We start from the raw sequence: 22,617 nt of genomic DNA on the forward strand, positions 1-22,617 counted from the left end.
CGTGTGTGCAAGATCCAGCTGGCCCGGGAACACCTGGAAGGTTGGGCACCAGCAGCGGCTCTCGCACGCGAGATCGACGGCGGCGGCGGCCGCACTTACCTGGTCGTCGACGGCTTCGCGTACCAGACAGGGGGCGTCAGGCTTCGACGTCGATGCCGTAGTCGGTGGCCAGGCCCGCCAGCCCGGTGTCGTAGCCCTGCCCGACGGCACGGGCCTTCCATCCGGTCGTGTGGCGATAGAGCTCCACCGCGATGGTGACGGTCTCACCCGAGGAGAAGGGGTCAGGTGTGAAGGCCAGTTGGGTGCGGGAGGGCTGGGTGATGTCTGCTTGCCACTGGGTGTGATGGTCGAAGACTGCGGCGGGTTGGGCCTCGAGGTCGATGCTGACGATGACGGCGATGGTTGCGATGTCGTCAGGGATGAGGCCCAGGTCGGCGGTGACGGTGTCCCCGCCGACGCTGACCCCGTCGTGACTGGGGTAGTTGTAGAAGACGAGGTCGTGGTCGCTGCGTACCTTGCCGTTGCGGGTGAGGAGTACAGCGGACACGTCAACGGGTGCGCCGGTGCAGGTGACGCGGACCGTCGTCGGCTCGGTGCGGATGGCTGCGTTGGCTCCCCTCGTCCGCAGTTGCAGGGTGCCGCTCTCTTCACCGGGTAGCGGGCTGGTGGGGGAGCGGGTAGTGGCCGGGGCCAGGCTGGCACGGGTCAGCGTTGCAAGGACGCGCTCGAGGATGGGCCAGCCTTCGGTTTCCTCGCCTGGCCAGGGCCAGGTCAGACGCTGGGCGCCGAACTCCTTGGCGGTCGGCGGCTGCCCGAGTGCTTCCTGCAGCTGGAGGTGGCGCAGGCTCTCGGTGGCCAGGCGGCTGAGCTGCCACTGCCGTTGGGTTTCTTCCGGGTTGTTCACCCAGGTGTCGTGGTCGACGGGCTTGCCGCCCAGCTCCTGGTACACCCGGCGGGCGAAGTCGTAGCCGTCCTCAGTCAGTAGGCGGGTAGGCCGCTCCTGTTTTGATGGCGTCGGCTCGCCGATGGCCGTGTACAGCGCCCCCAGGTCGCCGCCCGTCCAGTGGTTGGCTGCCGTGGTCGCGAACCGCGCGAACTGGGGCAGGGTGGGGGGACGCCCCTTGGCGGCGACGAAGCGGTGATGCTGGTGGGCGACCTCCTCCAACTGGGAGCGCCAGCGGCCCTCCACGTAGGCACCGAGATACTGCTCGGCCCAGGCCCGCCGGTGCCGTGTGATGAGATCCCGTACCCGCTCGAAGCCGTCCCGGCGGGCGCCGTGACTCATGCTGGAGGTGAACGTCACCTGCCCGTACGGGGTCTCGACCGTACTGTCCTCGCTGTCCGTGATCTCCTCCTCCGGCCCCAGGAGTTGTTCGGCGGCTTGCAGTTCGCGGAAGAAGGCGGTGTCGACCGGGCATCCGGCCGCGCGCAGGGCGGCCAGCGGCCTGCTGTAGTAGCGGTCGACACGGTCCAAGGTGGTGCGGGAGTAGGGACCTTCGCACACGAACCAGGCGGTCAGGCCCACGCCGTGCCAGAACTCGGCCGCGGGACCGAGGGCTTCGGCCATGGTCTGGTGCGGGCGCGGGTTGCTGACGATGCTGCCGGGATACCGCGCAAGCGTCACCGTCTCCCACAGCCGCCCCACCCGTTTCAGGACATCGGCGGGCAGACGCTGCCGGTACAACTGAGGGGTGTACCCCTGCTCGGTCCGGTTCAGACTCATCAGATCCTGATCGACCAGCCCCCACAACGACGGCATTCCCCGTGACTGGCCGGCATGCGCCTGGTCGAAGCCCGCCCACCAGCCGCGCAGGGCCGCAGCCCGCTCCTCCACCGGAGACAGAGAAGTGCCGCCGCCGAGGAAGGCCGCGAGCATCGCATGGACCTCGTCCTCCGCGATGCCCGCCTCGGCAGCCATGCCGGCCGTCTGCGTGGCCATGCCGACGTACAGACGAGGCTCGGGCAGAGCAGTGATGATCTCCTCATCCGGGTGAGGGGGAGCCTGAAGGTAATCCAGCACAGCCAGCCAGTCGCCCCCGAAGTACGCGGAGACGACCGGCTGCAGCTCTTTGGTGAGCACCCGGCGCGCCAGGGCTGTTCCCGTCCTGGCCTTCTTGGCGAAACCAGCCATCAGCCCTTGCAACCGCTGGATCCGGTGACGTGCCGCAAGCTGCACGAGGTCGGCGGCGGCAAGGGTGTCCAGCAAACGAAGGCGGGCCTGCTGCTGTCCCACACGGTCCAGCTGGTGCCAGCCGCCGCCGAAGCGGAAGGCTTCCAGCGCGCTCTCGTCGATGCCCAGCAGCCGGTAACGCTCCTCAATGAGTGTCCAGAACCGCTGCTGTTCTGTGCGAGGGAAGATCTCTCCTGCCGCCCGCAGCCGGATGGGCTGAAGCAATGTCTCGAACAGCGGCACCAGCAGCGCCCACAGCAGCACCGTGTCCCAGTCCTCCACAGCGGTGAGGCGGGCGGTCTCATCGGCGGCCAGCGTCAGAGCGTGGCCAGGGCGTTCCCGCAGCAGATACGGCAGATTGACTGCCCCTGCCTTGACCGAGAGTTTCTGGGGCAGGTACCACGCCCCGAGCCGCTGCTGCTCCTGGACCCCGAAGGCGTTGACGCAGAAGACTTCCTCTTCCCGGGTGAGGGCCGTCACCTTGGCGGTGTCCGGCGTGTGGCGTCCTCGGCCGGGGACGACGGTGGCCACCGGCCGTCCGGCGAACCCTGCGGCCAGCAGCCTGGCCGCCAGGGCGTCGATGTCGGCGAACCGTTGCTGCTGCCCGGCCGCCCGTTCCAGGGTGAGCGCCTGCTCGGGACTGCATTCCACGGCCGGCTGCCACCAGCGTGTCGGGTCACTGGCCACCGGTCAGCCTCCGCATGGTTTCGACGAACTGCTCAAACGGCACCGGCGCAGCGGTGTTCTGCGCATAGACGGCGTAGCGCTGGGCCATCAGCTGCATCTCCCGCTCCGTTCTTCGGGCCTCCACACGGTCCAGCTCGTGCACCACGCGCTGCTCGACGCGTCCGCGCTCGTACAGCACGAACGCGTCCACACCGCCCAGACCCCCGCCGGCCCCCTCCGCGGCGCCGCCGGGGCCGGGGAGATCCCCTTCCATGGTGGTGGCGTCGATCAGCGGGACATCCAGGAGCACAGCGGGATCCATGTCGTTGTCCGCGCACATGGCCTCCAGATGCTCCTCCAGGCCGAGTTCGGCATGGCAGACCACGTCCAGGTACTGCTGGTCGGCAGCCACCGCGGTCTGGCGCAGGACGCGGACACCGCGGCCGACAAACTGGTAGAACTCGCCGAAGCTGCCATAGGGGCGCAGCGGCACGACCACGGTGATGGGCGGGAAGTCGTAGCCCTGGCCGAGCATCCGCAGCTGCACGATGCCCTGCAGATCCCCGGCGTCGGACTCGAAGCGCCGCCGGGTGGAGGCGATCGCGGAGGCGGGCATGCTGTGGTGCAGCGTGGCACTGGGGATCCCGTACTCCTCGGCGATCCGCGCGATCTGTTCAGCATGCGCCTGGCCCATCGCCGCGAACAGCACCCTCGGCTTGACGGGCGCCAGCAGCTTGGCCTGTGCATCCAGACACGCCCGCGTCACGGCCATCACCTGGCGGATCGGCGCCTCGGACTGTGCGGTGATGCGTGCCATCTTCCGCTCGTCGCCCAGCGTGGCCAGCAAAGCATCACGGCCCACGATCTGCTCGCGCCGCCCGTCCGGCCACACCGCCTCATACACCGTCGACGCCACCTCGGGAGCGAACCGGTGCACCCGCAGGTTCTTCGCCGACCCGTCCGCGACGGAGTCGACCAGCCGGTAGCGGTAGACGACATCGGCGTCGATCGGCTTGCCGTCCAAACGCTGGAAGCACGCCGACATCAGCAGTGTGCGCGCACCCTGGAAGTGGGCGAACAGCCGCTGGTAGGAGGCGCTGGCCGCGATGTGCGCCTCGTCGACGACGATGAAGTCGATGTCCTCCGCCTCCAGCTTGGCCAGCAGGTCCCCGTCACTGTCGCCCGTACCCAGCGCATGGAAGTTGGTGACCAGAATGTCCGCGGCCAGGAGCCGCTCACGGCTGACCTGGCTGATCTGCCCGCCGTCCGCGTCCAGGACGAGCGTGGCCGGCGGACGGGCACCGGGCAGCAGCGGCCCGCCCGCCAGCCCATACAGGACGTTGCCCGGTATCCCCGGATCGAGGGCCTTGGCGAAGGTGCCGCGGATGACCGAGCCCGGGGTCACCACCAGCGCCCGCCGTCGGCTGAACGACAACGCGGCCGCCACCCCCAGGGCCGTCTTGCCCGACCCCACCGCCATCACCGCAGCCGCATGCCGGCCGCCGGAGGCGTAGTAGTTCGCCAACGAGGCCAACGCCTCGTCCTGGCACTCCCGCAGCGGCGCCCGGTCCACCCTGGCCCGCACACCGGCGAAGTACGCCCCGCCTGAAGGCAGTTCGGCACCGCCAGGCGGATCGGCGGCCCGCATCGGATCGCCAGCCATGTCCGGGATCCCGATGCGAGGCACGGCAGTCACCAGCGGCGCCAGGAGCGGATCCTGCCTCAGCATCGCCTGCAACTGGGCCACACAGCGCGCCGTGTCCGTACGCACCGCATCGTAGGAGAACCGCAGAATGGTCAGGCCGGTCGCGGCCAGATCGTTCTGTCGCAGCCGGTCGTAGGTGAACGCGGCCCGGTCACTGTGGAAGGCGAACCCGTCGAGCTCGACGGCCAACTGCAGCGCCTCACCCGCGATCAGGTAGTCCAGCCGGTAAGCGCGCTCGTTGACGGTGACCGGGTGCTGACTGCGGACCCGCGCAACGATCGACGCGTCCACGGCCGGCGTGAGCACCCACCGCAAGAACGCCTCCTCCAAGTAGGAGGCAGCCGGGATCAGTCGCTCCAGGCCCGCACTCATGACGATCCACTCTGTGCCGCAGCCTCGGCAACCAGCGCCTGAGCTTTCTCCGACAGCCGGGCCGCCACATCCTCGCCCTGCCCGAAACGGGCCAACCGCCGCGCCAGCTCAAGTGCTTCCGCGAAGGCGCCCTCGCGCTCCAGCAGGCCGATCAACCGTGGCACCGAGGACACCCGCACAAACGCCGCCGGAGCATCAGTGGTGTCGAAGGACACGGCGTGCGGGGTTGCTTCCATCAACTCCAGGTCCAGCAGGGCGAACACCTCAAGCGCGGCGAGGGCCCCAGGCTCCGCACGACGTGTACTCCACAGTCGATCGACCGCGCTCTGCAGAACAAAGTGGTAGTCCCTGGCCGAGCCCGGAAGCTCCAGCGCCTCCCAGACACGGGCGATCAGCTCAGCGCCGCGCGCGTCGAACGGCACATGTCGGCTAGCCGGTGTCGCAGACGTACTCCCCTCGGCGGTCGACCACATCGGCGAGCCGTACGACTCGTCCGGACGAACCCCTGCGCCCGGCAGCGCCTCCCGCATAACACCCGGGCTCTCGGCAGAGGCAAGGCCAGGGACAGCCGCCATGCGCTCAAACCACGCCCCCACGTTCCCCCTTCACACAAAAAAGAGGCCTGCACCCTCACCTACAGCGAAGTCGCCCCACCCGCCCCCTGCGGTACTTCATTGTCGCAGCCACACTCTCTCTGCACCCCGAAAGCGGATATGTACTCCGCTCTCCGTCACCCACCCGGGCCGACTGCCGCCGGCCGAAGAACGGGAACCAGACGCCCTTGTCGCCCACTCGACCTCGTGTCCGGAGTCGGGAATTTCGCTTCACACATCTCTCGGCCAGCTGTACCAGGGACGGTGCAAGCCCTGGACGATTTCGGGTCAACCCGATTTTCCAGGTGGCCTGACCAGGGACGAACGACGTACCTGCGTTTCACGACGGTGAACACGTCAGCCTGAACGGGCGCCGATCAGGCTGGCCTTGAGAGCGTCGGCGAGGGAACCTTGAGGCATCGACGGCGGGATACGCCTCGCACCAATCCCTTCCCGAATCACCCGGGTTGGGGACCTCACCCCTACCTTCCTGGAGCTGCTCATGTCCGCCCTTCCCCTGCCCGCCGCCAGCCCCGAGCCGCCGGCGTTCTGCGCCAGCCACCTCCCTGCCCGCACCCAGCCGAGTCGGCTGGGCATCCCCGAGGTCGTGGTCATCGTCGTAGTCGTCCTGGCATCGGCCGGACTAGCCGCCGGCAACCGGCCCGTCCCGGCCGCGCTGGTCGTGGTGGCCGCCGCAGTGGCCGACCTGATCACCGGCCGCCGCTCCAGCGATGTCGCCAAGCCCTCCCGCCGCCGCAGCCGGTGACATGGGCCGCCCCACCGAACCTGTCGCCGCCGGCACCAGCCCCCGGCTGCGGGCCCTGGCCGTCTACCTGCGCCAGCTCAAGGACGACACCCGTACCACCTACGCCACCCTGTCCGAGCGCACCGGCCCACCGGGCGCGCCCGGGTACCGCGGAGCCTCCACCCTCAGCCAGGCCGCCCGCGGCACCCACCTGCCCCCGCTCGAGACCGTCCTCGCCTACGCCCGCGCTGCCGGCGACCCCGGCAGCCACTCCACGCAGAGGCGAGAAGCGACAGCCCTGAGCCTGTGGAAGGCAGCTGCAACCGAGAAGGCCCGCCCACACCTGGCCGGTCGCGGCCGACGGACCCGGCAGGTCCGCACCCCCGCCTCCCTGGGCCGGGAACTGACGCGGCTGCGCCTGAGGGCCGGCCGGCCCTCTTACCGCGCCATCGAGAAGGCAACCAAGGCCGACGGGCACCGTGTACCGCGTTCGACAGCCCACCTGATCCTCATCGGGAAGGTCCTGCCCGGCCGCGAGCAGTTGGCCGCGCTCCTGAAAGCCTTCGACGTGAGCGTGGCGGACGCCGCACAGTGGCACGCGGTCCTCGACCGCATCGAGGACCGCCGGCGACCGCCCGAGCCGCCCCGGCGAGGCAGAGGGTACGCGTGCGCCGACGCCGACCCGGCCGTGCAGGAGTACCTCGAACGCCGCGAGCGCGACGAGGAGATCAAGCGCCGTACCGGGCAGATCCATCCGGACGAGACGTACGAGGACTACGAGGAACGGATGCGCGAGAGGGCGTTCCAGCAGCAGTCCTCGGACATCTGGCTGTATGAGGACTACGACGAACCCGAGGACTACGACGAGCCGGAGGACGAGGCCCAGAGGCAAGCATGGGCCGGTGAGCAGGCCGCCTTCCGCGCCCAGCTGAAGGCATTGGTAGAGCCCACCACCCCCACGGGGCACGGTGCCGATCACGCCTGACACCTCCCGAACCACCTGCCTGTCACCCTCCCGGGCAGAACCGGCCTGATCACCCACGACACCAACCCCAGCGTTACATAATTCTGGGGCGAATGTTATGTAACGTCGGCTAGGCTGGGGGTGGCAACGTTACATTTTTAGCGGCGCGGTCGTTTCGCAGAGGCGGCCGCTGCCAAGCCAACTGCCCGACCTTCCCCTTACGATCCGCTTGCCACTTGCTCTTGGAGTCCCCGGGTGTCCTCCTCACGTTCATCCCGCACCGCCGGTGAGGCGTCTTCCGGCGCTGCCGTGCCGGGCAACCCCGCCCACACCGCTCCGCCTGCAGCCTCACAGGAGCCGCCCGACCAGGCTCCGCGCTGGGCGGGCAACTGGCCATTGAGTTTTCCCACGCCTCCCACACCATCCTCAGCGGCCAAGACAACCTCCGAAGACGCCAGCCGCCGACACGGCGATGACAGTCAACCCGAGTCAGCTGAGGGCCCGTTGTCCGAGCGGGGAACAACCTCCGCCGCCCCTGACGCGGAAACACCACACGCCCTGACGCGCACCGGCCCGGCGACGCTGCACGAGGCCCGCAGCACACTCAAGCAGCTGATCAACGCCGCCATCCAAGGGCACCCCACACCCCTGACGCGTGGCCCGCACCATGCACTGCTCACCACGCCCGCCCACGCAACCGAACTGGGCTGGGACCTCACCCAAGCCCCCACCCACAGCTTCGTGGACGCCCGCAAAAAGCTGGGGGATCTGATCCAGTACGGCGCCGAGGGCCACCCTCAGGTGCTGTGCCGCCACAAGACCCCCGTCGCCGTCCTGCTTGCCGCAGCCGCGGACGGCACCCCCACCCCGCCCGCACTTCAAGCCGAGCCAGCACCCGACACAGCGGCTCCGGCTGCAGCAGCAGCCCCGGACTCCGCCACAACACCCCCGCAAGCAGTCCAGACCCCCCTCCCGACCACAACAGCCGAAGCCGAAGTCGAGGCCGCGAAAGACCTCGCGCCCGCACCGACCACTCCTCCTGCCGAAGCGGCCGCTGCACCCACCACGCCCTCAGAACCACAGCCGGAACCGACGCCAGCAGCCCAGGACACGCCTGCACCTGCCAGTACCCCCGCCTCACGCGGCACCACCCCAGCCACACCGGCCCCGTCGGCCACCCCCACCGGCTCCCCGGCCGCTCCCACCCCCCCGACACTTCAGCACCCGCTCACACCACCGGCCGCCCTCCCCGCACCCCCCTCGGCCCCGCCCGAGCCGGGCCCGGCCCCCACTCCCGCGACGCCCGGGACCAGCCACGAGACCGTCATCCCGGCCAGTGGCCCACCAACTATCACTGCGCCACGCACCCCGCGACGCCTGGCCGCACTCGCGCAAGCCCTCGATACCGTCCTTCCCACCACCGCCCCCACCGGTGAAACCACCACACTCACACCCCTGATGGGCCTGCCGACCGGCATCCGCACCCTGGACGACGCCCTCGGCGGCCTCCAGCCCGGCCGCTTCTATCTCGTCGCCGCCGCCCCAGGCGCCGGATCCAGCCTGATCGCCACCGCCGCCGCACGCACCAGCGCCCTCGACCAGCACCAACCCGTCCTGTACGCCGCCTCTGGACTCACCCGCGCCGACATCGCCGCACGCATCGTCGCTGCACACCTGCCCGTCGACTACCGCCGCCTGCGAGCCGGCCGCCTCACCCCCACCGAGCAGGACGACACCGCGGCCCTCCACCACCACCTGGCCCAAGCCCCGCTGTACATCGACGACGGCACCGACCTGACCACCGACGCGATCGCCGAGAGCGTCCCGGACCTGCCCGGCCTGGCCCTCGTCGTGGTCGACCGTCTACAGGCCACCGAGGACCCCCGACTGCCGCTGTCCGGCCCGTCCCGGATCACCGACGCCGCCCAGGCCCTCGCCCACCTGGCCCGCACCCACGAACTCCCCGTCCTCGCCGCCGTCGACACCGACGACCCCCAGCTGATCGCCGCACTCAGCCTCGACATCACCGTCACCCTGACCCGCGACGCCGACCAGATCCACGCCACCATCACCGAACTCGACCTCGGCCCGCAGGCCACCCTCACCCTCCACGCCGACCTCGCCCACGCCCGCATCACCGACCGGGCCACCCCCTACGCCAGCCCCACCACTCCAGCGCCACCACCGACAGCGGGCCTGCACACCCCAGCACAGACCCCGCAGGCGCCCCTACAAGCTCCCACGAGCCCGCCCCCGAACCCGGCGCCCACCGAACCCACCCCTACAGCGCCCGCCACCCCAGGCAGGCCGTCGCCCCGCCGCGCTGGTCCACCCCCGCCCGAAGGCGGCTACGCCAACCGGGACTACAGCTACTTCACCGGCATGATCACCCGTGCCGTCGACGAAGCCCTCCACGACCACGACGGCGACATCACCGCCGCAACCGAAGCCCTGGTGAGAAAGGCCGTACCGAACGCCATGGCCCTGTTCGAAGCGACCCGCGTCGGCGGAAACTACGAACACACCGTCTACCCGGAAACCCTCGAATTTCTCCGGAAGAAAACCAAGGACGGCGCCGACGAAATCTGGGAAGGCCGCCACAACTGGACCAACACCCACCTCACGGACGCCCTCCACGACGGCACCCACCCCCCGATCACCGTCAACACCCTCGACACCAACGCCAGCTTCCTGTCCGCCTTCAAGACCCACCTGCCCATCGGCGCCCTGATCCACGACCCCCACGGCGGCTTCGACCCCAAACGCTCCGGCATCTACCGCCTCCCCACCCGCCCGACCTGGCACCACCCCGACCTGCCCGACCCCATCGGCAACCGCCGCGAAGACGGCCCCGTCCTCCTCGACGACGCCACCATCCGCCTCCTCATCCGCTGCGCCCGCCTCGGCCTGTGCGACGCCCCGCACATCACCGAATGCTGGACCTCCGGCGCCAGCGAAGGACTCCTGGAAAAATTCCGCCGCGTCCTGACCGAGGCCCGCACAACAGCCATCGAAACCGACGACACGGTGACCGTCGAATACATCAAAGCCATGTACTCGAAATTCACCTCCACCATCGGAGAATCAAGCGCCAACCGCGACATCCGCCGACCCGACTGGATGCACATCATCCGCTCCCAGGCATTCGCCAACCTCTGGTATAAATCCCACCGAGCCCACAGCAACGGCCTGACCGTCGTCCGTGTACGCGGCACCGACGAACTCCACGTGACCGGCGACTGGCGCACGGTCTTCACCGAAGGCCGCCTCACCACCCAGATGAAACAAAAAGACCAGTACCCCCTGCCGAGGAAGAGCGCCCGATAGATGTCGACCGACGGATGGAAGAACTTCGGCAACTACGGCGCAGACCGCGACCCCGGAAACGTCCACGGAAAAATCGCCCTCGCCCGCGCCCTCGAAGACGCCCTCGAACGCCTGATCATCGACGGCGGAATCAAATCCCCCGTCGGCACCCGCCGCGGACTGAAAGCCCGCATGCGCTACCTCACCACCACCAAAGGCGGCCCCCAAGCCCTGGCCGACGCTGGCATCCAAGCCACCCCCGCAACGATCCGCGCCTGGACCCGCGGCACCCAGCGCCCACGCCCGGCCAGCCTCGAAGCGATCGACACCGCCTACTGGAACCTGCGCGCCCACAACGTGCTCGCCAACCCCGGCGCCCTCAAACAACACCTCAACCGCAACGGTCGCGGCACCCGCATCGAGATCCACCCCGTCAGCCAGGCAGCAGTCGACGAGCCACGCCGCCGCGACAACCTGAGGATTCAGCACCGGCAGGTCCGCTACATCTGGGACGACGCCGTCGACGCCCTTGTCGCCAGCGACCTGGACACCATGGAAGACCTCTGGGACGACGTCATCGCCGAACTCGACTCCGACTGGGGCGCCTACACCTACGTCTCCTACATCGGCATCGGCGCCTGACACGACCGCTCGTAGCCGTCCTGATCGGCTCGAAGCGGTGCTCGGGTCTCGTGAGACCGGTGGTCTATGGGGGAGTGCCGGTTGAACGTCGCCGTCTGGACGTGAGGACGTGCGGGAGAGTGCTGTCCAGCGTGCGCTGGCGACTGACCGAATACTCCGGGCTCGGTGCCGACGGCCTTGCCCGGGCCTATGCAGCGGTCGGCTCCCGAGGACGTGAACTGCAGAGTCTGGAGGCCACCTACCGCAGTAACGTCGTGGAGTTCCCACCGGTTACCTACGAGCAGGTCGAAGCGGCACGCGCGGCGGCGCAGAGGGCCGAGACCGCCTTCGCCGAACTGAGCGTCAGCCAGCCGCTGACCCGGCGCGCCGTCAACGCGCTGAACAGGGCAGCAGCCTTGGACCTTCCGGCCGATACGCCCGCCGCACAGTCCCGACAGCGTTCCCGGCGGACGCAGTCGGCAGCACCAGCAACTGCCATGCCCGATGCGCAGGGCCGCCATCACGACGAACAGCATCGCCGAAACGGCATGCGTCCGATGTGCCCCCCCTGCCGCACGGCGCGTGCCGGAGCGCACGGGAAAAGAGCCTTGGCGGGTGGCCCGATACTGGCTCGGTGACCGGCCACGTGGAGACCAACGTCCGCCTCCTGCCGTGCGCGTTCGCCGCCCTGGACCGGGTGGCCGCCCGCTGGGGGACATCGCGGGACGCGACCGTGCGCAGGTTGCTCAGCGAGCACGTCCAGGCACAGGAGGACCGGGCCCCGGACGACCGGCTGACCCATATCTCGACCGTGCTGCGCTACCCGCCGCTGGGCAAGCGTGCCCCTGCTCCGCGGACGGCCCGGCCGCTGCGGCTGCGCGCGCAGCCCGGTCTGCTGGAACGGGCCCGCGCCGTCTCGCTGCGGCTGCCGGGACAGTACGCGCGCAGCCACCGCGACTACCAGGCCCGCACGCTCACCGATGCCGTGATGACGGCCATCGCGGCGGCCGAACCCATCGTGGACGACTTCCTGGAGGGCCTGTTGCCGCTGGTGCGGCAGCGGGCCGCGCTCGGTCTGTGGCGGCTGGCGACGGCCGCGACGGCCACCGGCCCGGAGAGGGAAGCCCTGGACGCAGCGCGGGAGGCCGTTGAGGACGGCTGGCCGCTGGAGGTATCGGCCGAGGACCTGGACGGCCCGGGCGACGAGGTGCCGGCGCGGATGCGGCGCGTCCAACTGGTCGCCCGGATCCTGGAGGACGAGGTGGCCTGGCACGCGCCCGGGCGCTTCCAGGTGGCGGCGAACCTCGCCCGCTCGTGGCTGAGCGGGCCCGGCGCCCAAGACGGTGAAACCCTCCTCTACCAGCAGGCACAGGACTGGCAGGAGCTGTACCAGGACACCCTGCACGCCGCCGTCGAACGCCGGATGCAACTGCTGGCGGGCACCATCGACTACGACTTCACCGGGCGCGGCGGGACCGCCGTGTGGCGCGCCGAGCGACGCGTCGAGCAGCAGGACTTCGAGGCTTGGCTGACGAGCCAGCCGACCGGCACCGCCGCCGCGCGGCTCATCACCCCGCCCGGGTGGATGCTGAGCCGGCCCGAGTCCTGGCACGCCCACACCCCAGGCCACCCTGCTGGGGAGGGCGACCTGCCGCAGCCGTACGCGCAGTGGGTGGCCGAGGGGAAGGTGCTGTGTTTCCCGTCCGAGGGCCGGCAGGTGTTCTGGCCGCTCGCACCGCACCCGAAGGCCCCGGGCTGGGCGCCGGTGCCCGGCATCGAGCCGGTGGTCGCGGCGGCCGGGCGTCTGCGTCCCGAGCAGGTCGGCACGTTCGTCGAAGCGGTCCTCATCGACTGGGCCCACGAGTTCGAGGACGACGTCTCGGGGCGGATCACGCTGTGGCTGCCGGTCGACAGAGCGGTCGAGTTCGGTCTTCTCACCGTCAAGGATCAGCACGCCCGTATGGCCGCGGCACGGGCACAGACCTTGGAGCTCATGGACGCGGTCATCGAGGAGTTCCGGCAGGACGATCCGCTGGACGTACAGCGGATCGAGCGGCTGCGCGAGGTCCGCGGCAGGAGCCGGGATTTCGGCCGCCTCGCGCGGCAGTACAACGCGCGGATCGGCTCGAAGTTCCGCACGGTGCGGCCCGTGTGGCCTTGGACCGGGGGATCGGTGGCGCACACGCTGCTGTCTGGGAGTCCGCCCTATCTGGTGCAGTGTCTAGCCCTGTGGGCCCACCGCAACAGCATCCGGATCCTGGAGGAATCCATGCAGGATGCATGGAACCTGGCGTTCGACCGGTACGGCCGCCGGGTGTGACACCCGCCGATACATACCCACGTCCCCTCGCTCCGACACTGGCTTTCTGACGGGCGAAAAGTACGCCCGTTCTCGGAAAACACACGCCCGTATTCGGAGGGGAATACCGCATGCACACCGGCCGACCACTGATCACGTCCATCGCCGCCGGCCTCGGGGGAGCGGCCGAAGCGCTCGGCGGCGCCCCGTGGTGGCAGACCGCCACGTTCTTCGTCCTGGCCCTGGCGGTCCTGGCCGTCGCCGTCGTGCAGCTGGTCTTTCCCCAGAAGTCCGAGCACCGGCTCGCCTGGTGGCGCGACCGCCGGCGCCATCAGCAGCTCCGCAGCACGAGCCCGGCGCCGCGGGGTCACCGCGCGGCGGCTCGCCGCTCCGAGGAGCCCGGAGGCCGCGCCGAGGCGGATTCCTAGAGGCGGGGGCCGGAACTGCTCGGCCCGGGCTGGAACCCCGGAGAGCGGGCGGGCTCCGGTGCGGCGGGCCGGGGGCGCGTACGCCGTGCCGGGACCGCTGGACGGAGGCCTGGATGATCTCGTCGGCCCGCTGCCTGATCTCGGCGCTGCGTTCCTCGAAGGGCGACGCCGCCGACGGGCGGAGCCAGCCGGCCTCGTCGTAGCGGGCGCGGTACGACGAGGCGTCCCCCGGGGAGTCAGGGGCTATCGCGGCCTGGACCGGGACGTCGAACGCGGTGTGGTGCAAGGTCTGGAGGGCACTGCCGAGCCGCCAGCACAGGCGGTAAGCGTGAGGGGAATGTCCCCGGGGTCGGTGTAGTCGACGTAGGTGAATCCGGCCCTGTGCTGGGGGAGATCGTCCTCGCTTCCGGCCGGCGGCTCGGTCTGGTAGGAGAGGTGGGTCGCGGGGGACGGGGCGGGGCGTCCTGGAAGAGCTGGGCCAGGGTCGTGTCCTCGAAGGCACGGATGCGCCTCGTAGAGCCGGTCCATGAGCAAGGACGCCAGACCCCGCTTGCGGAACCCGGGATGCACCTGCACTCCGACGACCTGCAGAGCGAGGTTGTCGGAGTGCAGGTAGAACTCCACGTGCCCGACCGCCTGGCCGTCCAGCACGGCGATGATCTGGCGGCCGGGCCAGCGGTGCGCCGGATCGCCTTTCCAGCCTGCGAGGTGAACGCCTACCGACGGCCCGATGGAAACCATGGCTGTCAGGCCTGCGGTGCCCGCGAGGCCCGGACCGAGACCACCCAGGCCTCCACATCACTGCTGCCGGGAACGGCGCTGAGCAGGGAGGCGGTGTCCAGTGCCACCTACTGCCGGATCTCCTGGGAGGGAGAGAGGTCAGCCCACACCCTCTGGTCGACCTCGAAGACCGCCTGCACCGTGACCGTCGCCGCGTCGGGCGCTACCGGCGCGGCCTCCTCCTGGCCAGGAACGGAGACCAGCGCCACTGTGCAGGTGACCTCGTCGCGGGCGTCCGGTTCGGACCGGGAGTCGAACCGGATCTCAGCGCACCCGCTCAGGGCACCCATCAGCTCGAGTCGGGATGCGCGCCGCGCCCCTCCACCCGTCCCCGGACCGTGCCGCCGGTGCTTGGCGCATGGGCGGAACCGGCGGAGCGAAGACGTTGTTGAAGCTGTCGAATGACGGTCGGCCACCGCGCGGTACCCTCCGGCATGGGATCAGCAGACACAGTCATCGCGGCCGTTGCCGCAGGCCTCAGCGGCGTCGCGGCAGTCGCCTCGTGGCGCTCGTCAGCGCAGGCCAACGCCACCGCCGAGGCCGTGGCCCGGATCGAACGCGACCGGTGGCACCTGGATCTGACTCCGCAACTGCGTCTGAAGCTGGAGCCGCAGGGCGGCATGCTGTATGTCCGGTTCGACGGCCCGGCCTCGCTCGGGAGGATCACCGTGCAGCTCACCGTCCGCGACGACCGTGACCGAGTACGGGATCCGGTGCTGGCGGGCGGTCCGACGGCCGAGGAGCGAGCGGAGGTCGTCTGGGGCCCGTATCGCTTCCGTCCCGGCGTCGACGGGGCCGACCAACTCGGCCGCTCGGTCACACCGTTCACCCTGGAAGCCGACGACAGAACCCGCCTGGCCGTCGACGAAAGCCCGCGCCCCCGCTGGTACGAGGGCACCGGCGGCGAGGAGCAGTGGCGCCAGCAGAACCGGACCAAGCGCATGCGCCTGTGGGCCGACTGCACGGCCGCCGGCCACAAGCCCTGGAAGCTCAGCTTCGAGGTGCCGCAAGACGGAACCTGGGCGCGGACAGGGCAGCCGGTGGGCACCTGACCTCCCGACCGGAGGCCCGCAAAAAAGATCGCTGAAGGTTTTTTGTCGGTCCGGGGTCCGCCCGTCCCCAAAGGATGAGGGAGGGGTAACAGGACCGCTCCCGCCCGGGGTAAGGATCTGGCTGGTGAACGTGTACGTCATGGTGGCGCTGGTGGTGGGAATGATGGCGGGATGGTACCTACGGGCCGTAGGGGCTACTCCAGCCGAAGCGTTCGGCGGAGCCGTCGCCGCGACGCTGCTCGCCGACCACCTGCTGGAGCGCCGCCAGTGAGCACCCCCACACCCCCCGGCCGGGAAGCGGCCACGGTCGGCGAGTGCGGGTGGACGCCCGCGCCGGTGATCGGCCTGGGCCTCAGCTGCCCTTTCTGCCGGCCACACCGCCACCCGGACCCGGCCCCGCAGCGCTGGCTCGACGGCACGGCCCGGCCCAACACCGCCCAGCTGGCCAGAGCATGCACGCTGACCGGCTACGAACAGCACACCGCGACGCTGGTCCGCGCGGCCGAGGTCACCCGGCGCGCCCGCCACCGAGCCCAGCAGCTCTTCCCCTACGGACTTGGCCCGGTCCTGGGCGACCTGAAGATCCCCGCCGACGGGGGAGGGGACATGCTGCGCGCTCTCGCCGATCTCACGCTGGACATGTTCGCCCGCCGCCGGCCTCCTCGCGTCTACCCGGTGTGTCCGTGGGGCAGCAGCGACAGCACGGGATGCGGCCGCGACGCTTTCGGCCGCCTGACGCACGATCGCTGCCGCACGCCCACCGGCCCGGTGCCCGACTGGCGCTCGAGAGCCTGGGCCATCTGGTGCTGGAGCACCGCCCAGGTCGTGGACAGCCTCCCCGCGCACCTGCTGCAGTCCCGCCCGCAGCAGGCCGTGGATGCGGGGGTGCCCCGGCACGTCGGCAAGGGGATGATCGGCCCCATCACACTGCTGATCGGACGTGACGGGCCCGCCCAGCGGGCCCGGGTCTCCAGCCAGGCGCTGAACGCCATCGTCCAGAGCCTCGCCCCCTCCGGCCTGGACTTTCTCACCGTGATCCGGCTGCTCCACCGTCAGCTGGAGATGCCGCGCGGGGGCCCCTACCTCCACGGCTGGCGCGGCTATGCATCCCGCTCGCTGTTCACCGCGGCCCTGCAGGCCCGTCACGCCAGCCTCCACCAAGGGCCCGGCGACGTCCTCGTCGAACACTTGGCCCGCTTCCTCGGCGGGCGCACCAGCCGAAGCCCCAAGCGCATCGCCCAGGGACTGCTGCAAGAGGGCTGGGACGACCAAGTGCACGGCACGGACGAACTCGAGGCCCGCCTGCGTGCCGCCGTTCACACTGCGACGTCGGCGGACACCGAACTGTGGGAGCACGAACACCGAGGGCAGCGCGTGCGGTCCATGGACAAGCTCGACCTCCGCGCGGGCGTCCAGACCGTCGACGGTGATCTGCCGGGCCATGAAGAGGAAGTCGAACGCGTCCTGGCCAAGCTCTCTGCTGCGGAGCGGAAGGTCGCCGACTGCTACGCGGCCGACCGCCTCACCTGGAAGCAGGCAGCGCTGGAAGCAGGACAGCAGCCGGACATGGGAGAGCGGGTGCGACGCAAGATCAAGCGTCTCGGTAACGAGGACCGCCGTCGCCGGAACCCCGCACCCGGGAGCCCGTGACGGCAGGAGCACCCGGCGACCGTGTCGGCTGGCGTGCCTTCGCCACATCAAGCAGCTGGCGAGACTCGTCCGCGAAGGGCACCTCGCCGCAATGCCGGCCATCCACGACTCTTGGACGGGGAAGGCCAACGAGTCCCTGTTCAAACCGTTCTACGAGGCGGCCCGCAACGCGCGTGCCGAGCTCGTCCAGGCGGGCGGCGACCCGTACAAGGCGTACAAGACGCGGCCGTCCATCGCACTGCGTCTGCTGGTGGTCAGCCAGCCCCGCCCCGGTGCGCTCTCTGGTTCTGGTTCCGAATACGCTCGAGTGCATGGACTTCCGGCAGAGCGCCGGAGGCAGGGGAGGGCACGATGGCAGCGGAATCCGAGCCTGGACAGGGCAAAAGCCGGCGGGCGGACGTGAGCTACCCGCTGATCACGAACGGCCTGGACTACCTGCTTGACGTCGTCGACCGGCTGGCCACCGATCCCGGCGAGCTGCCCGACGCCCGCGCCCTGAAGTACGCCGTCCTGCACCTCCAGGCCGCCACCGAGGTGTTCCTCAAGGCCCGCCTCCAGCACGAACACTGGACCCTGGTCTTCGCGAAGCCGGAGACGGCCACCCGCAAGGCCTTCGATAGCGCGGAGTTCGAGAGCTGCACCACCGGCGACGCCTTCACCCGGCTCACCCAGATTGTCGGTCTCGGCCTGCCGGACAAGGCCGTCGCCGCGGTGAAGAGGCTGGCTCGGGACCGCAACGCGCTCCAGCACTACGGTCTGACCGCACCTGCCGCTGCCGTCGAGGCCAGGGCCGCCGACGTGCTGAACTTCCTGTTGCCCTTCATCTCCGACCAGCTCGTGCCCGGCCTGGACAAGGCCCAGAAGGCCGACGTCGAGCAGACCATGGGCGTGGTGCGCGGCCAGGTGCGCGGCATCGAGGCCTACCTCAAGAAGCGCATGAACGAGATCCGAGCCGGCCTCCAGGACGTCCTGGACTGCACGGTCGTCTGCCCCGAATGTGCCCAGGAGGCCCTGGTCCTCAGCGAGGACCTCCCCGCCTGCCGCCTCTGCTTCAAGACCTGGGACGACCCGGAAGAGACCGCAGCCGAGTACGTCTTCCAGGTGCACGGCCTGGACCCGGTGTACTCCGACGTCGACGAGGCCGTCATCCAGATCTGCCCCGACTGTGAGTTCAACGCGATGGTCCTCGCCGAGACCGCCGCCGCCCCGGACGAACAGCGGCTCCTGTGCTTCTCCTGCGCCACCGACTTCACCGACACCAACCTCGCGTCCTGTGAGGCGGGTTGCGGGCGGGCCCTGCCGGCTGGCTCCGAGGACCTGCTGTGCCCAGACTGCACCAATTCTGCCTACGCGAGGTTCTGACAATGCACCAGCCCCACCGACAGGTCCCCGTCAGCGACTCAGCGACCCTGCGCCCCGGTACCGGCCCGGTGAATGCTGGCCTGTTCAGCTACCCGCTGCCTGCCGCCCGGCCCGGCAGCCGCTGGAGACACTGGCCTGGCAGCGCGCGGCTGTCGCCGACCCAGCGCTGTTCCGCGAGCGGGTGCGTGGACGTGCGCACCTGCAGCGGCGAGCGGCTCTCCGCTCGCATTGACTGCCCTGGTGTCAGCGCTTGATGCGGCCGCGGATGGCGAGGACGGCGAGTGCGAGAAGGACGGGCTCCATGAGGCGGGAGCCCATCTCGATGTAGGTACCGGCGGTGGTGAGGTCCTGGCCGCTGGAGCGGAAGATGACGGAGTTGAGGGTCACGTTGAGTGCCTTCTCGAAGCGTTTGCCGGTGAACCGGTCGTGCGTAGGGTTTTGGGGCTCGTCCGAGTCAATGGTGAAGGAGACGTTCCCGCCGTCGGCGGGCACGGTCCCGCTGGCTTCTTGCTTAGGAGCGTTCTGGGGGAGACCGAGTCCCATGAGCAGCAACACGGTGGTGGCCATTGCGACGAGCAGCCACCCCGCTGCGCGGGAGGCACGCAGGCCGTAGCCGGACAGGAACCAGTAGGCGTGCAGCAGGCCGCGCTCGCCGCGTGGGGTGGAATGGCGGCTGTGGCGGCGCATCTCCATCTCGCCGTAGTAGAAGTCCGCTGCTCCTGGCTCGTTCTTGGCGTCTTCGAAGGCTTTGCGTAGCCGGTAGACGGCGCTGACATCCTCGGGGTCGGGTGTGCGGGCCGGATCGCTGTGGTGGGGGCTGATCTGCCAGCGACTGGTTCCTGAGGGCTGGGTGGACAGGCCAGCGGCGTGGGCTCGCCAGTGGTGTTCCTCTGCGATGGTGCGGCGCTTGGACCACTTCACTGGCCAGATGTGTCCGCGCAGTTGAATTCCGTCGGGGACGGGGGCGAAGGTATTGCGGCCTTCAATGTGGATCTGGTCGAGGTGGAAGGCCCCGGCGAATAGGCAGTGGGTGAGGTGCACTTCTTCGGGCAAGGGCGTGGAGAGGTACTTGAAGGGGACAGCGTGGAAGGTGACTGCTGTGGGTGCAGCCAGGACAGCGTATCGGAGATCTAAGTCCGCGTAACGAAGGCGGAGTTCTGCCCGGTACTCCCACCGTGTCCCTGCGCAGTACACCGCTGCCGCGGCTATCTCCAGGGGGATGGGAGCCTCGAACACGGCTCCTTCCAGGTGCACCAGGTTGGCACACACAAAAGGCCCGAGGACAGAGGTCCTGGTGAAGGTCACGTTGCTGAAGTCTGCAATGTTCCCGAATCGCGTCCCCGATAATCGCGCCTCTGTGAACACCGAGCCCTCAAAACTGGTGACACCACCGAAGCGCGCCATAACAAAGATTGCAAGGCCCAGGAATTGTGCACGCATGAACCTTGAGTCGTACTGAAACTTGGCGTGCATGAATCTCGTCGCGCCCACAAAGACGGCGTTCTCGAAGGAGGCTTCCGAGAACTGGAAGCCTGCGAACGATGACGTGCTCTCAAACCGTGCAGCCTTGAATCGGCCGTAGTCGGTGAATACAGCACCGTCAAATTCGGCCGGCCCGGTGAAGGTGACGTCAGCGAAGTCGGCTTCTCCGTCGAACCTGGCCCCGTCGAATGGGGCGCGGCCGATGACTGGAAGGCTCGTGGTCTGGTCCCGCAGTTCGTTCAGCAGCTCGGTGAGAAGGCGATGCGTGAAGGGCGTGCCGCGGTGGTCTGTGTCAGCGCCACTGGAGAGTGTGCCGAGGTAAGCGGTGCGGTGGGCGGAGGTCAAGTGGGCCAGGCAGTTGCTGCGCCCGGGTATTCGGATGCCACGGCATCCCACGGGATCCGTTGTTGGGGCAGCGCCGTGGCCGCAGTGGGGCCACGGCGGAGGGGCGGCCGAGGGCATCACGGGCCTTTCTGTAGGGGCCGCCGGCGGGGAGGCGGCTGCCGGTGCTTCAGGGCGTACTGGTGGTTGACGCTTACGCGTACAGGTGCAGAAGGCCCCGGCATTCCCGCCGGGGCCTTCTGCGTCTAGGCGACGGCGTGCAGTCTGCCTTTGCCTGGCTTGGGCGGGCGCCGGGTGTAGCCGGGGACTTTGATGGGCAGCGACCCTCCGACGGAGAGCTGCTGGGTCATGGACTTCTCCAGCTCGGTCTGGGACTCGTAGCCGGCCACGGCGGGGTTGAGTGCGTAGCGGTGGCCGCGGCCGCCTCCGGAGCGCAGGACGATGCCGCTTTCGACGAGCAGGGCCATGGCTCGGCTCATAGAGGCCTGACCGACACCGAGGATCTCGTCGATCTCGGACTGCTTCATCCCGACGTTCCTGCCAGCGTCCTGGTGCTCGACCATGACGGAGAGGACGTCGATAGCTGTGGGGGTGAGCTGCAGCTGGTAGAGCATGCCGAACAGCCCGGTGGTTTGGAACAGCATGTCGAGTATCCCTTCGGTCAGCCGGCCTCAGACCTGGGGAACAGGCTGAGCTCGGGCGCGAGTTCGTCGGGGAACTTGGAGTCCAGTACCAGTGCCCTCAGCTCGGCCAGGAAGTCGTGCTGCTCCTGGCCGTTCCCGCTATACGCGACGCGGGGGTTGAGCTGGTAGGAGGACCTCTTGACCTTGCGGATGAGGTTCTTCTCGCACAGGGCGTCGAGAGCGTGTCCGATGGAGGTGCGCTTGACGCCGATCTCGTCTGCGATCTCCGCGTGGGTTACTCCGATCTTGCCCTTCTTCAGCCGCCCGATCATGTTGGACAGGACCGCGGCCTGCAGTTTGCTGATGATGTTGTGCATCAGGCAGTAGGGCAGGACCCTGCGCAGGAAGTAGTTGCTGACGAGTGAGTAGCCGTTGGCTCCGAGCATGTCGTGTGGCGGCCGACGGTAGACGACCGTCTTGACCTCGTGGACCGGACCTTTGCCGAACTGTTCAGCGATCAGTCGGACGAGGTCCTTGCCGTTGCCCGCGCCAACTGCCCTTACGGGTTACGACTTTTGGGATGGTGGTCCGGCGTGGCTTCCGCGCAGCGGGCGTGTCGCTTCGCCCATGATGATCCCTTCGCGTACAGGTGCTGCGACTGTACGGCTAGTTGTGGGCATCCGCATGTTACGCGCCGGAGAGTTGTCACTCATCGCAAGTTTTTGTCGGCACGCACCGACATTGACCAGTAGTGGCACCGACGGACCCGGGTGGGCGACCCGGTGGGAAGCTCCCGCAGCCCACGCGGAGAGCGCTTTGACGGTTCGTCTGATGGTCTGCGGGAGAGTGGCAGTGGCGCAGGCGTGGCGACCTGGTCGTTGGCACTGACGGGTAATGCTCACCCGTTGCTGGCATGAGTGACGAAGGGCCATGTCATTCTCACGCCGACTGTCATTTATCCCCCTTTGAAAAACCTTATTGAAGAGAATTAAAACAAAAACTTACCCCCAAAATGCCGACGCGAATAAATGTCGGCGAGTACAGAATTTCTCCGCGCTATTTCCCTTCCCTCGGGCATCAACCTCTCCGAGAGGTCCAGACCACTGCTTCTGACACGAAGAGTAGCCGTTACATAACTTATGTAACGACCCAAAGGGCGTTACATAAAGAGTCTAGTCAGATAGAGGATGGAAATCCGGAGGGCGCTCCACTACATGCCAGCCCAGCCTCATCGCTGTGCTCTTATGAGGTAAAACCGCAGTTCAGAGGAGTGGAAAAAGTGCCAAGGAGACATGAGGCCGCCACTCTACAATCATGTAACGGCCAACGGGGAGCCGGCCGTTTTCTAGCCAGCTTCTGTAACGCTGCGGAGCAGCGTTACAGTTCGTCGCGGAGCGACGGCGCAACTCTCCGTCACGTAGTGACGGCGCGTCATGTCTCCGGAGGAGACGGCGCGC

Annotated in this window: 19 protein-coding genes; 11 read left to right on the forward strand and 8 right to left on the reverse strand. The window is 69.0% G+C overall.

Annotation, left to right across the window (positions count from 1 at the left end):
- Nucleotides 1-136: 136 nt before the first annotated feature.
- Genes ACZ3HQ_RS09015 through ACZ3HQ_RS09025 form a run of 3 tightly spaced genes read right to left on the reverse strand, consistent with a single transcriptional unit; the run spans nucleotide 137 to nucleotide 5,335 of the window.
- The gene (locus ACZ3HQ_RS09015) at nucleotides 137-2,857 is read right to left on the reverse strand and encodes a TerD family protein (RefSeq protein ID WP_467509023.1); all 2,721 of its coding nucleotides are present in this window, start codon (nucleotides 2,855-2,857) and stop codon (nucleotides 137-139) included.
- Complete coding sequence (locus ACZ3HQ_RS09020) at nucleotides 2,847-4,913, reverse strand: DEAD/DEAH box helicase family protein (protein WP_467509024.1); 2,067 nt, start codon at nucleotides 4,911-4,913, stop codon at nucleotides 2,847-2,849. The genes ACZ3HQ_RS09015 and ACZ3HQ_RS09020 overlap by 11 nt, the downstream gene beginning before the upstream one ends.
- Nucleotides 4,910-5,335: a hypothetical protein gene (locus ACZ3HQ_RS09025; protein WP_467509025.1), complete on the reverse strand. Its 426-nt coding sequence runs from the start codon at nucleotides 5,333-5,335 to the stop codon at nucleotides 4,910-4,912. The genes ACZ3HQ_RS09020 and ACZ3HQ_RS09025 overlap by 4 nt, the downstream gene beginning before the upstream one ends.
- A 673-nt stretch (nucleotides 5,336-6,008) precedes the next feature.
- On the opposite strand from ACZ3HQ_RS09025, the gene ACZ3HQ_RS09030 reads away from it, so the two are divergent.
- From ACZ3HQ_RS09030 to ACZ3HQ_RS09060, 7 genes are all read left to right on the forward strand, one after another.
- The gene (locus ACZ3HQ_RS09030) at nucleotides 6,009-6,272 is read left to right on the forward strand and encodes a hypothetical protein (protein ID WP_007387413.1); all 264 of its coding nucleotides are present in this window, start codon (nucleotides 6,009-6,011) and stop codon (nucleotides 6,270-6,272) included.
- 1 nt (nucleotide 6,273) lies between these two features.
- Nucleotides 6,274-7,236, forward strand: a complete 963-nt coding sequence (locus ACZ3HQ_RS09035; RefSeq protein WP_467509026.1) for a hypothetical protein — start codon at nucleotides 6,274-6,276, stop codon at nucleotides 7,234-7,236.
- A gap of 1,437 nt (nucleotides 7,237-8,673) precedes the next feature.
- On the forward strand, nucleotides 8,674-10,542 hold the full coding sequence (locus tag ACZ3HQ_RS09040) for a DnaB-like helicase C-terminal domain-containing protein (RefSeq protein ID WP_467509027.1): 1,869 nt from the start codon (nucleotides 8,674-8,676) through the stop codon (nucleotides 10,540-10,542).
- Nucleotides 10,543-11,163 carry a hypothetical protein gene (locus tag ACZ3HQ_RS09045; RefSeq protein ID WP_467509028.1) on the forward strand — a complete coding sequence of 207 codons (621 nt, stop codon included), beginning with the start codon at nucleotides 10,543-10,545 and terminating at the stop codon, nucleotides 11,161-11,163.
- Between the two features lie 119 nt (nucleotides 11,164-11,282).
- A complete protein-coding gene (locus ACZ3HQ_RS09050) occupies nucleotides 11,283-11,780 on the forward strand; it encodes a hypothetical protein (protein WP_467509029.1) in 498 nt (165 codons plus the stop codon).
- On the forward strand, nucleotides 11,777-13,462 hold the full coding sequence (locus tag ACZ3HQ_RS09055; protein ID WP_467509030.1) for a hypothetical protein: 1,686 nt from the start codon (nucleotides 11,777-11,779) through the stop codon (nucleotides 13,460-13,462). Before ACZ3HQ_RS09050 ends, ACZ3HQ_RS09055 begins: the two co-directional genes overlap by 4 nt.
- Before the next feature lie 110 nt (nucleotides 13,463-13,572).
- On the forward strand, nucleotides 13,573-13,869 hold the full coding sequence (locus ACZ3HQ_RS09060) for a hypothetical protein (RefSeq protein WP_467509031.1): 297 nt from the start codon (nucleotides 13,573-13,575) through the stop codon (nucleotides 13,867-13,869).
- Between the two features lie 243 nt (nucleotides 13,870-14,112).
- On the opposite strand, the gene ACZ3HQ_RS09065 is transcribed toward ACZ3HQ_RS09060, so the two are convergent.
- Both ACZ3HQ_RS09065 and ACZ3HQ_RS09070 read right to left on the reverse strand, forming a co-directional pair.
- Nucleotides 14,113-14,610 carry a GNAT family N-acetyltransferase gene (locus tag ACZ3HQ_RS09065; protein WP_467509032.1) on the reverse strand — a complete coding sequence of 166 codons (498 nt, stop codon included), beginning with the start codon at nucleotides 14,608-14,610 and terminating at the stop codon, nucleotides 14,113-14,115.
- Nucleotides 14,611-14,717: 107 nt separating this feature from the next.
- Nucleotides 14,718-14,939, reverse strand: coding sequence for a hypothetical protein (locus tag ACZ3HQ_RS09070; protein WP_467509033.1), 222 nt, complete (start codon nucleotides 14,937-14,939; stop codon nucleotides 14,718-14,720).
- Between the two features lie 144 nt (nucleotides 14,940-15,083).
- Between ACZ3HQ_RS09070 and ACZ3HQ_RS09075 the strand changes: the two genes are divergently transcribed.
- From ACZ3HQ_RS09075 to ACZ3HQ_RS09090, 4 genes are all read left to right on the forward strand, one after another.
- Nucleotides 15,084-15,701 carry a hypothetical protein gene (locus tag ACZ3HQ_RS09075; RefSeq protein ID WP_467509034.1) on the forward strand — a complete coding sequence of 206 codons (618 nt, stop codon included), beginning with the start codon at nucleotides 15,084-15,086 and terminating at the stop codon, nucleotides 15,699-15,701.
- A 124-nt stretch (nucleotides 15,702-15,825) separates the two neighbouring features.
- Nucleotides 15,826-15,972 (forward strand): hypothetical protein, encoded by a 147-nt coding sequence (locus ACZ3HQ_RS09080; RefSeq protein WP_381099385.1) that lies wholly within the window; start codon nucleotides 15,826-15,828, stop codon nucleotides 15,970-15,972.
- A complete protein-coding gene (locus tag ACZ3HQ_RS09085) occupies nucleotides 15,969-17,351 on the forward strand; it encodes a hypothetical protein (RefSeq protein WP_467509035.1) in 1,383 nt (460 codons plus the stop codon). Before ACZ3HQ_RS09080 ends, ACZ3HQ_RS09085 begins: the two co-directional genes overlap by 4 nt.
- A gap of 351 nt (nucleotides 17,352-17,702) precedes the next feature.
- Nucleotides 17,703-18,713, forward strand: a complete 1,011-nt coding sequence (locus ACZ3HQ_RS09090; protein ID WP_360997448.1) for a hypothetical protein — start codon at nucleotides 17,703-17,705, stop codon at nucleotides 18,711-18,713.
- A 243-nt stretch (nucleotides 18,714-18,956) separates the two neighbouring features.
- Here ACZ3HQ_RS09090 and ACZ3HQ_RS09095 read toward each other — a convergent pair whose 3' ends face one another.
- From ACZ3HQ_RS09095 to ACZ3HQ_RS09105, 3 genes are all read right to left on the reverse strand, one after another.
- On the reverse strand, nucleotides 18,957-20,540 hold the full coding sequence (locus tag ACZ3HQ_RS09095) for a pentapeptide repeat-containing protein (protein ID WP_467509036.1): 1,584 nt from the start codon (nucleotides 20,538-20,540) through the stop codon (nucleotides 18,957-18,959).
- Nucleotides 20,541-20,782: 242 nt separating this feature from the next.
- Entirely contained in the window at nucleotides 20,783-21,181 is a 399-nt protein-coding gene (locus ACZ3HQ_RS09100; protein ID WP_467509037.1) for a hypothetical protein, read from the reverse strand.
- A 17-nt stretch (nucleotides 21,182-21,198) separates the two neighbouring features.
- Complete coding sequence (locus ACZ3HQ_RS09105) at nucleotides 21,199-21,606, reverse strand: replication/maintenance protein RepL (RefSeq protein WP_467509038.1); 408 nt, start codon at nucleotides 21,604-21,606, stop codon at nucleotides 21,199-21,201.
- Between the last annotated feature and the right edge of the window lie 1,011 nt (nucleotides 21,607-22,617).

This window comes from Streptomyces sp. NPDC018263 (assembly GCF_055562575.1).

Coding starts and splice junctions, on each gene's coding strand:
- ACZ3HQ_RS09020 (WP_467509024.1), bottom strand. CDS start 4,913: ATGAGTGCGGGCCTGGAGCGACTGATCCCGGCTGCCTCCTACTTGGAG.
- ACZ3HQ_RS09030 (WP_007387413.1), top strand. CDS start 6,009: ATGTCCGCCCTTCCCCTGCCCGCCGCCAGCCCCGAGCCGCCGGCGTTC.
- ACZ3HQ_RS09035 (WP_467509026.1), top strand. CDS start 6,274: ATGGGCCGCCCCACCGAACCTGTCGCCGCCGGCACCAGCCCCCGGCTG.
- ACZ3HQ_RS09040 (WP_467509027.1), top strand. CDS start 8,674: ATGGGCCTGCCGACCGGCATCCGCACCCTGGACGACGCCCTCGGCGGC.
- ACZ3HQ_RS09045 (WP_467509028.1), top strand. CDS start 10,543: ATGTCGACCGACGGATGGAAGAACTTCGGCAACTACGGCGCAGACCGC.
- ACZ3HQ_RS09060 (WP_467509031.1), top strand. CDS start 13,573: ATGCACACCGGCCGACCACTGATCACGTCCATCGCCGCCGGCCTCGGG.
- ACZ3HQ_RS09065 (WP_467509032.1), bottom strand. CDS start 14,610: ATGGTTTCCATCGGGCCGTCGGTAGGCGTTCACCTCGCAGGCTGGAAA.
- ACZ3HQ_RS09070 (WP_467509033.1), bottom strand. CDS start 14,939: ATGGGTGCCCTGAGCGGGTGCGCTGAGATCCGGTTCGACTCCCGGTCC.
- ACZ3HQ_RS09075 (WP_467509034.1), top strand. CDS start 15,084: ATGGGATCAGCAGACACAGTCATCGCGGCCGTTGCCGCAGGCCTCAGC.
- ACZ3HQ_RS09090 (WP_360997448.1), top strand. CDS start 17,703: ATGGCAGCGGAATCCGAGCCTGGACAGGGCAAAAGCCGGCGGGCGGAC.
- ACZ3HQ_RS09100 (WP_467509037.1), bottom strand. CDS start 21,181: ATGCTGTTCCAAACCACCGGGCTGTTCGGCATGCTCTACCAGCTGCAG.
- ACZ3HQ_RS09105 (WP_467509038.1), bottom strand. CDS start 21,606: ATGCTCGGAGCCAACGGCTACTCACTCGTCAGCAACTACTTCCTGCGC.